11 protein-coding genes are annotated in these 12,904 nt (G+C 49.7%); 7 read left to right on the forward strand and 4 right to left on the reverse strand.

The annotated features are described in order from the left end of the window. Nucleotides 1–107: 107 nt before the first annotated feature. Nucleotides 108–2,186 (reverse strand): CapA family protein, encoded by a 2,079-nt coding sequence (locus QUB61_RS03265; RefSeq protein ID WP_333123556.1) that lies wholly within the window; start codon nt 2,184–2,186, stop codon nt 108–110. A gap of 12 nt (nt 2,187–2,198) precedes the next feature. Next, nucleotides 2,199–2,354, reverse strand: a complete 156-nt coding sequence (locus tag QUB61_RS03270; protein ID WP_333123558.1) for a hypothetical protein — start codon at nt 2,352–2,354, stop codon at nt 2,199–2,201. Between the two features lie 327 nt (nt 2,355–2,681). Here QUB61_RS03270 and QUB61_RS03275 point away from each other — a divergent pair, with 327 nt between their 5' ends. The 3 genes from QUB61_RS03275 to QUB61_RS03285 all read left to right on the forward strand — a co-directional run bounded on the left by QUB61_RS03275 (nt 2,682) and on the right by QUB61_RS03285 (nt 3,904). Then, complete coding sequence (locus tag QUB61_RS03275; RefSeq protein WP_333123560.1) at nt 2,682–2,921, forward strand: hypothetical protein; 240 nt, start codon at nt 2,682–2,684, stop codon at nt 2,919–2,921. Between the two features lie 189 nt (nt 2,922–3,110). Next, a complete protein-coding gene (locus tag QUB61_RS03280) occupies nt 3,111–3,422 on the forward strand; it encodes a DUF6679 family protein (protein WP_015177146.1) in 312 nt (103 codons plus the stop codon). A 215-nt stretch (nt 3,423–3,637) separates the two neighbouring features. Next, on the forward strand, nt 3,638–3,904 hold the full coding sequence (locus QUB61_RS03285) for a hypothetical protein (RefSeq protein ID WP_333123562.1): 267 nt from the start codon (nt 3,638–3,640) through the stop codon (nt 3,902–3,904). Between the two features lie 137 nt (nt 3,905–4,041). On the opposite strand, the gene QUB61_RS39740 is transcribed toward QUB61_RS03285, so the two are convergent. Both QUB61_RS39740 and QUB61_RS03290 read right to left on the reverse strand, forming a co-directional pair. Next, the gene (locus QUB61_RS39740) at nt 4,042–4,302 is read right to left on the reverse strand and encodes a transposase (RefSeq protein ID WP_445300168.1); all 261 of its coding nucleotides are present in this window, start codon (nt 4,300–4,302) and stop codon (nt 4,042–4,044) included. Between the two features lie 171 nt (nt 4,303–4,473). After that, nucleotides 4,474–6,096: an MBL fold metallo-hydrolase gene (locus QUB61_RS03290; protein ID WP_333123656.1), complete on the reverse strand. Its 1,623-nt coding sequence runs from the start codon at nt 6,094–6,096 to the stop codon at nt 4,474–4,476. A 2,243-nt stretch (nt 6,097–8,339) separates the two neighbouring features. On the opposite strand from QUB61_RS03290, the gene QUB61_RS03295 reads away from it, so the two are divergent. From QUB61_RS03295 to QUB61_RS03305, 4 genes are all read left to right on the forward strand, one after another. Next, the gene (locus QUB61_RS03295) at nt 8,340–9,542 is read left to right on the forward strand and encodes a glycosyltransferase (protein ID WP_333123565.1); all 1,203 of its coding nucleotides are present in this window, start codon (nt 8,340–8,342) and stop codon (nt 9,540–9,542) included. Between the two features lie 322 nt (nt 9,543–9,864). Then, nucleotides 9,865–9,957 (forward strand): hypothetical protein, encoded by a 93-nt coding sequence (locus QUB61_RS39745; protein ID WP_445300170.1) that lies wholly within the window; start codon nt 9,865–9,867, stop codon nt 9,955–9,957. A gap of 68 nt (nt 9,958–10,025) precedes the next feature. Further along, complete coding sequence (locus tag QUB61_RS03300; protein WP_333123567.1) at nt 10,026–10,904, forward strand: galactosyltransferase-related protein; 879 nt, start codon at nt 10,026–10,028, stop codon at nt 10,902–10,904. Nucleotides 10,905–11,597: 693 nt separating this feature from the next. After that, nucleotides 11,598–12,893, forward strand: a complete 1,296-nt coding sequence (locus tag QUB61_RS03305; RefSeq protein ID WP_333123570.1) for a glycosyltransferase — start codon at nt 11,598–11,600, stop codon at nt 12,891–12,893. Nucleotides 12,894–12,904: the final 11 nt, after the last annotated feature.

Consider the following 12,904-nt stretch of genomic DNA (forward strand, 5'->3'; position numbering starts at 1 on the left):
TCATTGGTTGTCAGTAAATTGGTCGTTAATATTGGTCGCTGCTATGTTGATGTTCACCCATTACCGCCCCTATCCTCCCCCTGCCTTCTCGCTCCGACCCCCATCGGCTAACCAATGCTCCCAGCTATAGGAGGCAGGGCGAGCCGCGGCCCGGAGCGGTCGCTGCTTGTACCTGGAACGATCGTGGAGGTCGGCTGCTCTTTGAGTGCGACTTCAAAAGATACAGCCCGAGTGGGGGGAAGATAGCTTTGGGGACTCGGCACTGCTCCTTGACTGGGAGATGGGGGCGAAATAAACGGTTCTTTGATGAATGGCTCTTTCGTAAACGGATCTGCTTCCCCGCTGGGATTTTGAGGTTGAGTGCGGTAGATGCGCGGCGGCAAATTTAGATTCCTCGGCGGGTTTGACTCAATTGCAGGTTCCGTCCCGTTCGGGAAAAATGAGGAGTTGTCCGGCTGTTTGGGCGCAGGTGGCAAAGCCGGCAAAATCAAAGTTGGTTTGGGTTGTCCGGGGCCTTGCAGATTGCTTTCACCGTCGCTGGCCCCGGAACCCCGCCCGGGCCCGTAGGTACCGCTCTTTGCTGCTCCTGGCAATGGAAAAGAAGGAGTTTTTGGTGCCGTTCCTAAGTTCATTGGGGCCTCGAGAACTACAGAAGATCGCATCGGCCGATCGAAAATACTAGAAATTTGCTCAACGTGTTTGAGGATGCGCTCCGCAGCGGCTCCCTTCACCACCTTGGGCTGAAACTTTTTCACCTCCACAGGCAGAAACTCTACCTTCATATTCCTGTCTTTGAGGGATACTTTCAGGACTGCGGTATCGTAATCCCTGCCAGCATTCGGGCCGAATATAAAATTACCCAGCGAGTAAACTATCGGGCGGCCCTTGTAAATTTCTGCACCTTGCAAAACCTGGGGGTGGTGTCCCACTACCAAATCAGCTCCTTGGTCGATCGTGAACCGAGCCAAATCAATCTGCCAGTCCCCCGGATAATCTGCCAATTCGACTCCCCAGTGGTAATTAACAATAATCCAGTCTACCTGACCCCTGAGAGCTCGAATATCCTCTGCCACGCGATTGTTGCGGCGGGGGTTAGTGCCCGCTTTCCCTTGGTCGGCGGCGTGAAGGTCGGCATCGTAATAACCGAGGTAGGCGATCCGCTGACCCTTAACCTCAATAATATCTGGACGCCTCGCTTCTTTAATATCTCTGCCGGCTCCCTGGTGTTGAATCCCACTATTATCTAGAGTATTCATAGTCTCCACCAGCCCCGGTTCCGCGTAATCCATAGCGTGGCTATTTGCCAGATTGACAATATCCACTCCTCCTGCTGTTAATACTTTCACCGATTCTGGATCGGCTTTAAAATTTAATTGTTTTTTGCCAGAGTCCAATTTAGAGCGAGTCAGGGGGTTTTCTAGGTTAACCATCGCCACATCTGCTTGCCGGTACTCGTCCATATTGGCAAAAGCCCAATGGTAATCGTTGCCCGCAGATGCTCCGAGCGCATCCGATAGATTCACATTTCCTCCGAACATCAGCGTTACGGTTAGGTCGTAAGGATTAGCAAGTTGCTTTTGCTGTACTACTGGTACCACTTCTAATGCCGCTTGCACCGCATCCGCACGTTTGGCAGGCGGCCCCGAAATTACTGCAGCTTGCTGGTACCCGGATACTGGGGATACTAACCGCAGGGCCAGAGCTTCGTGGTAGCTCACCCAACACCCTAAAATAAATGAGGCAAGTGCCGACCCCACTAGCAGCAGAGAACGATACGTTTTAAATTTAACCCAATCGACGACCAGTAGGGAACGGTAACGCCGCCGCTGGCGGTTTGCCGGAGTGACAATTCGCACTGACTGTTTCCAGAGAATGTCTGGTTCCCCAGCCAAGCGCGCGTGAATACGCACCCCTTCTACTGCTGGCGAGTTGAGTCTCCAGAGTTGGTGGCAAATAAATTTGACTAAGCCTTCCCGGAGAGTGCTCCCCAGTAATCTAGTATCTGGCGCAAATTCGCGCTGAAATTCTACGAGGATTTGGACGCAGCCAGCATGAGCCTGTTCGACGCGGGCATAAATCCCTTCGGGTCGCAGCAAGCTGTCAATCCAGTAATTCAGGGCTTGAAAGTTGCCCGATCGCGCTAGCTCCAAGATAGACGGCTGCGACCAATTTTCTGCGTACACCATCAATTCGTCTCCTTAATACGCACTCGCGAGGACTCCAATTTGTTTTGAACGGAACCGCAATTCTTTTAGCTTAACCGCCACAGGTTCCGCTGCCCGTTTTGAAGCTAGTTGTTGGCCGCCACCATTTTCTACATTTAGGCGCTGCCTGCTGTCAGTGATTTTTATCACACTCCGGTCAATCGATTTTAAATTTTAGATTTTAGATTTTAGATTGAGTTCACAGGGGGTACTGAGGGCTAGAACAAACGTCGAAACAAGAGGTTTCTGGGGGACTTGAGGCACAAGAGAGCGAGATTTCTGAGGCAGAGTCTGTTTTTATTGTCGCTGTTTGAGTGTCGCTTTGGAGCTTTCGCTTTGAGATTTGAGATTTGAGATTGAGTCAAGAGACCTTAGTGGGCTAGAACAAACGTGGAAACAATAGGTTTCTGGGGGACTTGAGCCAGAAAAAAGCGAGATTTCTGAGGCAGAGTCTGTTTTTATTGTCACTGTTTGAGTGTGGCGAAAGGAGCTTTCGCTTGGAGATTTGAGATTGAGTCAAGAGACGTTAGTGGGCTAGAACAAACGTCGAAACAAGAGGTTTCTGGGGGACTTGAGCCAGAAAAGAGGGAGATTTCTGAGGCAGAGTCTGTTTTTATTGTGGCTGTTAATCGCGATCGCCCGAGTCAAGTTCTAAGGCTCGGATCTATGCTGGCAAATGCCTCCCGCGACGGATGCCACTGGCTGCAAAATCTGTAATTGGATAAATGGCGTACTAGATAGATTTGGTGGTAAAATGAAATTTGGTAACTCCCATCGGTACCAAAGTTTCGGAAAACGTGAAAATGGCCCGTCCATACGGCTGTGCCTTCCGATGTAAAACCCAAAGTACGTTACGGTAAACAGGCTATATTTTAAGCAACTTAAACTGCGCAGGAGAACTGACAAATGCTACAGCGCAAAATCTATCAACTCTGTTGTGATGGTCGTGAGGTTTCTATTTTTCTTCGAGATCAGCAACGTTGGATAGAGCGCGCTCGTATCCTAGATATTGAAGGGGATCTAGTCACGCTGCGCTACGAAACCGACGAAGAAGACGAAATCAGCTCCTGGGAAGAAATGGTGCGTCTCGAAAGTATTGGATCTGTGTCCCAGAAGTTGGCTTCGGTGTCCCGAACTAACTGCGAACCCCTAGTTTCTGACGATTGTCCCGAAGCCGAACAAATTCGCAATCACTACCCCGACTCGAATTTGGAATAGTTTTGAGCTCGCGCTTGAGGCACCAGGAAGACTTGGGGGAAAAGAAAACGACTTTTCTCCCTTTTTTGTGGAGGAATTATGCAAAAAACCCAGTTTAGGCCAAAAATATTCTGGGTTGGGAGCAAATAAGCTATTTGGCCTTTAAATTTAAGCTTGATGGCGGGCTCTCCTGCCCACCCCACAAGAGCGTAAGTACACAGTAGTTGAAAAATTCAATGGGCGACAGCTTACCCCTGGGTGACATCCTGCCGACGCTGACTCTACGAGTACAGCGCGGGCGCACCCTCGCTAGCTCTTGGATATTCCTGTCCCACGCCACTTTTCTAGGTTATAGACCCCCGACAGACCGACTTGACAGGCTGTTTCCGTTCCCCAGAGCCCTTGGGCTACTAGATTTTCTAGTCCACGATGCAAAACCATCTCTGCTGCTGCACGATTTCGATGAGTCCGATAATTACACTCGGGACAACGATGCTCTCTAACAAGAGAGCTCCTTACTGACGGTTGCAAGGCAAGCTGGGCAGGTTTGGCTAGTAGCGTTGGGATTGACTTTAGCAAAGTACACCCACGCTTCCAACAAACCCATTCTGTCAAAGAGAGAAACTGTCCTTCTTGAGCATCAACAGTCTTTACTGGGCATCCCCCTCGTCAACCCTTTGACATTGAGGTCTTCGGCAAAGATGGTTTGCGCTCCAGAGCAAAGTTTATGCGCCGTTTTCAGATGAAAGTCTTTGCGACGATTAGCAATCCGATGGTGCATTCTCGCGACTTTGATTTGCGCCTTCTGGCAGTTTTTAGAACCGTTCTGATGGTAAACGCTGATTTTACTAAGTAATTGGCTGTTTCTTCCATCAAGAGAGGATCTCGCGCCCTCGCCCATAGGTCAGGGGAGTGTCGTCAACAACCCTGCTTTCATGCCGACGCTCATCCTCGATCCGATAGAGCGCGGGACGAACCGCGAGGAAGTTAAAGGGGGTTTTTTGTCTGGGTGCGTCCAGGACTGTTCTTTTGTTTTCTTTGCCTGCGGGCTGGTTTCGAGGTGCCCGACAGCTTATTCGCCCTCTGTTTCCCCATCTAGGAAAAGTTCGGACTCCGGTATCGCTTTAAACACCGGACAGTAACCGTCGGGGGTAACTTTAAAGCCAAACAAAGCAGATAATTGGTTCCAACAGCGCTGGCCGCGGTAGTGCTGGCAATTGCCGCAGCATTCGAGGTTGGCCTGAACGGCGCTGCCTTGAAAAAGCAGTTCCCGCTGGGAGATGCCGCGCACTACCAGTTCTTCGCCTTGCCAGCGTGCTTCTACCAAACCGGTGTCGGCAAAATTGGCCCACCGAGGATCGGCTGTAATCGGACTCGGCAAGCTAATTGCTACCTCTTTCCCCAATTCGCTGAGTTCTCCCTCATAGTTAGTTTCCGGGATAGCGGGCTGCAAAAACATTTCCCCGATCGGCAGTTCTACAAGTGTTCCGACGGCGGGAGTGTGCAACTGGTAGCGGTTTCGCAGCTCGTCCAAGTTAGCCAAGTCAGCCAAATATGCAGGGGAACCGTGGATCAAAATTACGTGCTGGGGACGCAAATTGTGGATGAGCTGGGTAGTCCCTGGGCCGTCGCAGTGTTCGGCTAGCAGATAAGTTTCGACACTTCTGACTCCTGATTCGGGCCAGTTGATGACGGGATATCCGGGTTTTTGAGGTGCGAGCAAAATCCAAGGATTTGTGCTTTCGGCAACATACAAAGCCAAATCAGCAAACTTGTCTGTAATTACAATACACGGCGTGGAACCCAATCCGGGGCGCCCTTCGGCAGACAGCCTGCGGACGCGGGGTTTCACCCTTTCGTCCCAAAACAAAGGTTGGTGCAGAGCAAAATTTTGGACGGCGGTGGGAAATTGGGGCAGCAGTTCCAGATAAGCGTCGCACCCGTCGGCGACAGTGCCGTCCACCCAAATATCCAAGTCGCGGCCTGTAAAGTAGTGGTGACTGCGGAGCAGCATCAGCAGTTCTTGACCCAAACCGAGGGCCGGCGCGGGCAGCAGTACCGAGTACCCGTCGGCGATGGCGCGGTGGATGCGATCGGCTAACTGATTTTCCAGTTGTCGGCGGTGAGGGTGGCGCGCGGTGCCGTAACTGCCTTCCAAAATTAACACATCCGGCTTCATGCCCCTGAGTTCTCCCAAGGGCAAACCTTCCACCAAACGAGAATTGGACAGGAAAAAGTCGCCGGTGTACACCAGGGTGTAGGTGCGGTGGGGGGCGGCATAAGTCAGCAGCACAGTCGCCGCTCCGGGCAAATGGCCCGACGGGAACAACTGCACGCTCAATCCCGGGCGCAGTTCGATCGGCGACTGCCAGGGCAGTGCCTGACAGAACCCGGACTCTGGCTGCTGAGACGGTCCGGGCCAGTTGAGCGGTAGCAGTCGCGCTGTCACTTCGCTGGCGTAAATTGGCAAGTGGGGGAAAGATTGATGGAGTGCTAGCAAACCTCTGGCGTGGTCGGAGTGGGCGTGGCTGCACACCACGAAATCGGCTGGCAGCGATCGATTTAGTGTCGCTGACAGGGGTGCAATATCCTCTACACCGCAGTCGAGTAAAATGCGGTGCGGCCCCATTCGGACTAGCAGACAGACTCCTTCCTGTGCGTGGCCTGCGCCGTAAGGTAAACAATCGAGATCCATCACTGCGGTTAGCTCCCTGCTTTGCACGCAACTTGCAGTATCGCCACATTTAAACATTGGTTGCGACTGCATTCATTCGATCGAGTTCAGTCCCGGACGCCGAAACCGGGGAAAGATGGACGAAAACACTTTGTTGCCGTCCTCGCTCCCGGTAAAAAAACCCGGTTTATCAAAGTTGTGGTGCGTAAGCCCTGGAGTTAAATGTTTGCTCGAAGGCTCCGGCTCCCGTTGCCGGAAAATAATTGCACTTAAGATTTGATGCAGCGCCTGGAAAGCGATTTTCCGAAGGCATTGGCCGCTCCGGGCCTTCGGCCTTCGACAAAGTTCATGCTACTGGTTCTGCCATCAAAAGTTACATTTTATTGCACCATGTAAGAGCAGCGAACTCGATCTCATATTCTGAGTTTTAAACATTTTTCCACAATTTGCGCCTGCTAAAAGCTAGTCTTTTTTATGAGAAGATTTTAATTCAGATGCCCCAATATCTTGATAAAACTTTACAAATCTTCATTTTTAGGGTATTGAGGGCGGTGTATAGTCCCATCTGAAAAACTTGGAGAACCAGAATCGTGCTAGCTAACTGCTTTTGTCAGGGCAGAGAGAGACTTTATGAGTTTGATGGGTTTCTTTGTAAAAGTTTGATACATTCTTCTAAGCAAACCTTGTGGCTATCCGGGAGAGAGTTTAAATGGCTTTTTGACATCGCCGAAAAACGGATACTTGTGAACCAGGACTCGCCAGCCACCCAAAGTTTTAGACTCTTGTTCAAGTTCCCAGATTCATCTGTGGAGTAAATGTCAAATCCTTCGACGGCGAGCGCGAGCCGAACCTAAAAGCGCGGCGAGACGTTTCGCCCAACGTCACGCCGAACCTAAAAGCGCGGCGAGACGTTTCGCCCAACGTCACGCCCCCGTCTCACGCCCCCGTCTCAAACCTCAAATCTAAAATCGACTGACTGCCCCATAATAGGTTTGTTTACTCCGCTCATTGACTAGGCGACAACACGATGCGTTTTTTTGTTTTACCCCAAACACAGCCACATCAATCCCCCGACAATAGATGATATTCATGCTGTAAAAATACCATTAACTTGCCAGAAGTAATCTCAGCTTGATGAATCTCCAACCAGTCTGTAATGTCCGGTTTTTTTTTGAGCATTGCTGGGTTTTATTTAGGGTTGCGTTTTTGAGTTTTTTTTTGACCTAATCCGTTCCTGGTTAAACAGTGTGTAATAGCTTTGTTTGGAGTCAAACACCACATCGTAGTTCTCGAATATGTATCCTTGCAGTTCTGCGAGATTCCTGTTCTTTGACGGCAGCCAGCCAATGACTGCTGCGCTTTGCGCAGATTCTAGATAACCGACTGACCCGGGTCGCTCTGCCAGTTTTAACCTAGATATACCAGTAGTTTATAGAGTTTAGTCTCTTGGCAAATGAACCAGGGACTGACTTCTCGAACCTCCTGAATATCTCGGTGTTTATAGCCTTTGAAAAACATTTGAACTCAAGAAGCTCGCTTCAATTCACGTGGGTATGGATTGGACTAGCTCAACTCTTTGAGGTCGGTTAAGTAAGTGGGTACAAATAACCATAATGGGGGTCTGGCGGGTGAGATCACGAATAAAGTGGCTTGTATAGGAGTGATTCTTAGCTAAAGGGGCCCCTACTTGACCCGAGAAGATATTATTGTTTTTTGTGCGGTTATACTTAGCATTTGGCTTTATTATAAAAAAAGAGTATTTCAGGGGCTGGATCTATATTCTCCCAAATGGCTTGGGATTGCTAGAGAACTACTAGGGGCGAAAGTTGGAAGGGCGAGAGTGTTGAATTGTTTGGTATGTTGCCCTTGAATAGTACCCGATCGCAATTAAAGCTAAAATGAGGAGCGATCGCACAAACCGAGTTTTCTTAAAAAATCGGGTTTTTAGATGTGGCATTAATGGCGAGGCGTGGCAGCAGAGTGCCAATAACACCTGCAATTGACACAAGCCTCGACGCTCGCTCGTTGTCGGCGGTAAAAATTAGGTTGCCAAAAAACTTGACATCAGCGGGTCATTGAAAGCAAAAATAAATAAAAGCAATAACAAAAATGAGGCTCGATCTTTGATTCGCGATCGGCGCTCGGCAAGTATGGCATTGAGAAGTTGCTATCGGCTCAAACAATTTCGGCTAAAATACCTCCTGTAATATACGCACGATCGAGAATTTTTTCGTAATCTAAAATATTCAAATATAAAATATAAAATGGCAACAGCTATTCTTGACCTGGAATTCTCCGAACTCTTGCCGGAAATTACGCTTGAGGAGCGTTACAGCAAAGCCTTGATTTTAATTCGGCTGGACGGAAAACCGCTCGGTCAAGCTCTTTTGCCTGTAGTCGGAGGTCGCATTGGCGGTGAGGAATTACGGGAAACACTGAGGAATGCTGGTGGTGACCCGTTGTGGAAAAGCTGGCTCTACGACATTCTAGAATGGGATGAGCGGGGACCGCTCGACGCAATGCCGCTCGCCACAGTAGCAGTTTGCACGCGCGATCGACCGTCCGATTTGCGGCGCTGTCTCGACGCGCTGATGTGGCTGCCCGACGACGGTCAGGAATACGTGGTAATTGACAATTGTCCCGCCACGGACGCTACCAAGGAACTAATCAAAAATTACCCAAAAGTCCGCTATGTGCGCGAAGACGTACCGGGATCGAGCGCGGCCCGCAATCGAGCTTTACGCGAAGCTAAACACGAATTCGTAGCCTTTACAGATGACGATGCGGCCCCGGATCCGAACTGGCTGCGATCGCTGTTGCGAAATTTCAGAGATCCGCGAGTTATGTGCGTTACGGGGCTGGTGATGCCCTTGGAACTGGAAACTGAAGCGCAAGAATGGTTCGAGTGCTACAGCCCCCACGGGCGGGGCTTCAAGCGCCGAATTTTTGACGGGGCGCACTGCAACCCGCTGATAGTCTATCCAGTGGGGGTTTCGGCGAGCATGGCTTTGCGCAAAAGCTCGATCGACTTTATCGGCTTGTTTGACGAGGCTTTGGGGGCGGGAACGCCCGCTGTCGGTGGCGAAGACTGCGAACTGTTTGCTCGCATTTTGCGCGCGGGCTACCGCATTGTCTACGATCCGAGAGCGTTGAGCTGGCACCGCCATCGGCGCACTTGGGAAGAATTGCAAAAAACGCTCCAAGGCTACGGAATCGCAGTCTATGCTTTCTGGACGCGGATGTTTGTAATCAACAGAGAATTTAGTGTGCCTCTATTAGCTTGGGAATGGCTGTGGTATAAGCAAATTCCTGAATTATTTGCTTCAGTGCGAAAGCAACCGGGCTGTATTCCTAGTGATTTACTTTTAGCTCAACTGCGGGGATGCTTTAGCGGGCCGATGGCTTATTTTTATTCTCGCAAGCGCTTGCAGGAAGTTAAAGGGGAAGTCAATCGATTTGAGATTTGAGATTTGAGATTTGAGATTTACTCCACAGATGAATCTGGGAAATTAAACTAAGGTCTAAGTTTTTTGGATGAGTCAGGAGTCATTAGTCAGGAGAAAGAGGGAAGCCCGGCAACGGATTGTGTAAGGGATTTAAGGGATTTAACAGATGGATATTGAGGGGACAGGGAAGAAGTAAGAGTGTTTGAAATTTTAATCACCAATTATAAATTCCCAAATACTAAATACCAAAGACCAAAGACCAAATACCAATTACCAATCTAATAGGAACAGGGAAAATCCAACAGTTAGCATAATTATTCCCAGCCACAATCGAAGTTCTTCGCTGCGTCGCGGTCTTGATGCTTTGCACTCGCAGACTTATCCCCTCGAACTCATGGAAGTTATTGTAGTGGTAGATAAGCTGTCGCGCATTTAAATTGTATATTCAGGGCGGGCGGGACGCCCACCCCACAAGACTTTGATTTTTTTTGACATACAATTTAAATGCCGCAACAGCTTAGCTGCATAGACGATACTTTGGCAATGTTACAAGACTACAAAGCTCCGTTTAAACTGCAGGCGATCGAGGTAAATTGCCGGAGCGCTTCGATCGCCCGCAATACCGGAGCGGCTATCGCTACCGGGCAATTGCTGCTGTTTCTCGACGACGAGATCGAAGCGCTGCCGCCTTTGGTGGAAAGCCACGCGCGGGTTCACCGAGAGCGTCCGGGCTCGGCTGTTATGGGCCCCTATCCGCCTAAGTTGCAGGGAGGAACTAGATTTTTTGACGTGGAAGTGCGCTCGTGGTGGGAAGACAAGTTTTATCAGATGAGCCGGCCCGATCACCGATTTACTTATCAAGATTTGCTCAGCGGCAACCTTTCTCTGGATGCAGAACTGTTTGCTCGTCTCGATGGCTTTGATTCGGCTTTCGGCAACTGCGGTGGGGAAGATTATGAGTTTGGGCGGAGGTTGCTCAAAGCTGATATATCTTTGGTTCTGGCGGATGACGCAGTGGGCTATCATTACGAACACGAAACTAACAATCTCGATCGCTCTTTTGGCCGCTGTCGTCAGGAAGGGCGCTCGGATGTTTTGATCGGGCGCCGACACCCGGAACTCAGACCGATGCTGCACATAAAAGACTACGAAACTCCTTATTTTTTGGTAGACAAGATTTTGGTGGCGATGGCGTTTTTCTGGCCGGCGGTTGTGGATGGGCTGGCAGTGTCCGCGAGGAAATCCCTGGATTTGCTCGAAAGCTTGAGGATGCGGGAAGGCGGTGGTTGCGGACTCTCGTTGCGCGGTTATTGGTATTTGCGGGGTGTGATTGATGAGCTCAAAAGTCGATCGGCAATTTCTAGTTTTATTCTATTTTTATGAAAGGAGAGCCGGTTGGTGCTGATGTGGGCGATCGCGAAAATGTGGGTCGGGCGAGTGAGAACACTAATAAAGTGGCTTGTATAAAAGTGATTCTTAGGTAAAGGGGCCCCTACTTGACCCTACAAGATAGTATTGTTTTTTATGCGGTTCTACTTAGCATTTGGCTTTATTATAAAAAAAGAGTATTTCAGGGGCTGGCTCTATATTCTCCAAATGGCTTGGGATTGCTAGAGAACTACTAGGGGCGAAAGTTGGAAGGGCGAGAGTGTTGAATTGTTGGGTATGTCATGTTGCCCTTGAATAGTACCCGATCGCCATTAAAGCTGAAATGAGGAGCGATCGCACAAACCGGGTTTTCTTAAAAAAGCGGGTTTTTAGATTTGGCATTAATGGCGAAACCCGGTGGCGGCAGAGTGCCAATAACACCTGCAATTGACACAAGCCTCGACGATAGCTCGTTGGCGGTAAAAATTCGCTTGGAAAAAAACTTGACATCAGCGGGTCATTGAAAGTAAAAATAAATAAAAGCAATAACAAAAATGAGGCTTGATCTTTGATTCGCGATCGGCAATCAGCAAGTATGGCATTGAGAAGTTGCTATCCTCTAAAACTATGTCAGCTAAAATACATCCGGTAATATACGGAGTATCTAGGGTTTTTTCGGCATCTACAATCTCAAATATAAAATATAAAATGGCAACAGCTATACTTGACCTGGAAATCTCCAAACTCCCGCCCGAAATTACGGTTGAGGAGCGTTACAGCAAAGCCTTGATTTTAATTCGACTGCACGGAAAACCGATCGGTCAAGCTCTTTTGCCCGTAGTCGGAGGCCGCCAAGGCGGTGACGAATTACGGGAAAAACTGATGAATGCTGCTGGTGACAACTTGTGGAAAAACTGGCTCTACGACACTCTAGAATGGGATGAGCGGGGGCCAGTGGAGGCATTGCCGATCGCCACAGTAGCAGTTTGCACGCGCGATCGCCCGGAAGATTTGCGGCGCTGTCTAGACGCGCTGATGCTGCTGCCTGATGATGGTCAGGAATACCTGGTAATTGACAATTGTCCCGCCACCGAGGCCAGCAGTGAATTGGTCAAAAATTACCCAAAAATCCGCTATGTGCGCGAAGATGTAGCGGGCGAGAGCGCCGCCCGCAATCGAGCTTTACGCGAAGCTAAACACGAATTCGTAGCGTTTACAGATGACGATGCTGCCCCCGATCGGAATTGGTTGCGATCGCTGTTGCGAAATTTCAACGATCCGCGAGTTATGTGTGTCACGGGGCTACTGATGCCCCTAGAACTGGAAACGGAAGCGCAAGAATGGTTCGAGCGCTACAGCCCCTACGGGCGGGGCTTCGAGCGCCGAGTTTTTGACGGGACGCAATGCAATCCGCTGGTTGTTTATCCTGTGGGGGTTTCCGGGAGTATGGCTTTGCGGAAAAGTGCGATTGACAGCATCGGGCTGTTTGACGAAGCTTTGGGCGTGGGTACTCCCGCTAAGTGCGGTTCAGACAGCGAACAGTTTGCCCGCATTTTGCGCGCTGGCTACCGCATCGTTTACGAACCGACGGCCTTGAGTTGGCACCGCCACCGGCGCACCTGGGAAGAACTGCGCAAGTTGCTCCAATGCTACGGAATCGGAGTCTATGCTTTCTGGACGCGGATATTTGTGGTCAACAGAGAATTTAGCGCGCCTCTATTAGCTTGGTGGTGGCTGCGGTACAAACAAATTCCTGACCTAATTGCTTCGTTGCGAAAGCAACCGGGTTCTGTTCCTCGTGATTTGCTTTTGGCTGAATTACGAGGCTGCATTAGCGGCCCGATGGCTTATTTTATTTCAAGGAAGAATCAAAAAGCAATAATCAAGAAGCAAGAAGCAAGTTCGGCAACGAATTCTGTAACGGAAGTAACGGATGGAAAGATGAAGCAAGAAGGCATCGAGATGAAGATAGGAATGAAGCAAGAAGGCATCGAGATGAAGTAATAATTAATGTT

The organism is Microcoleus sp. C2D2 (assembly GCF_036702495.1).
In the GTDB taxonomy this organism is placed as follows: Bacteria; Cyanobacteriota; Cyanobacteriia; order Cyanobacteriales; family Microcoleaceae; genus Microcoleus.

What these genes read in the sequence shown, in the direction of transcription:
- QUB61_RS03295 (WP_333123565.1), top strand. Translation starts at nt 8,340, where the DNA reads ATGGCAACAGCTATTCTTGACCTGGAATTCTCCGAACTCTTGCCGGAA.
- QUB61_RS03305 (WP_333123570.1), top strand. Translation starts at nt 11,598, where the DNA reads ATGGCAACAGCTATACTTGACCTGGAAATCTCCAAACTCCCGCCCGAA.
- QUB61_RS03285 (WP_333123562.1), top strand. Translation starts at nt 3,638, where the DNA reads ATGGGCGACAGCTTACCCCTGGGTGACATCCTGCCGACGCTGACTCTA.
- QUB61_RS39740 (WP_445300168.1), bottom strand. Translation starts at nt 4,302, where the DNA reads ATGGGCGAGGGCGCGAGATCCTCTCTTGATGGAAGAAACAGCCAATTA.
- QUB61_RS03280 (WP_015177146.1), top strand. Translation starts at nt 3,111, where the DNA reads ATGCTACAGCGCAAAATCTATCAACTCTGTTGTGATGGTCGTGAGGTT.
- QUB61_RS03290 (WP_333123656.1), bottom strand. Translation starts at nt 6,096, where the DNA reads ATGGATCTCGATTGTTTACCTTACGGCGCAGGCCACGCACAGGAAGGA.
- QUB61_RS03265 (WP_333123556.1), bottom strand. Translation starts at nt 2,186, where the DNA reads ATGGTGTACGCAGAAAATTGGTCGCAGCCGTCTATCTTGGAGCTAGCG.
- QUB61_RS03300 (WP_333123567.1), top strand. Translation starts at nt 10,026, where the DNA reads ATGCCGCAACAGCTTAGCTGCATAGACGATACTTTGGCAATGTTACAA.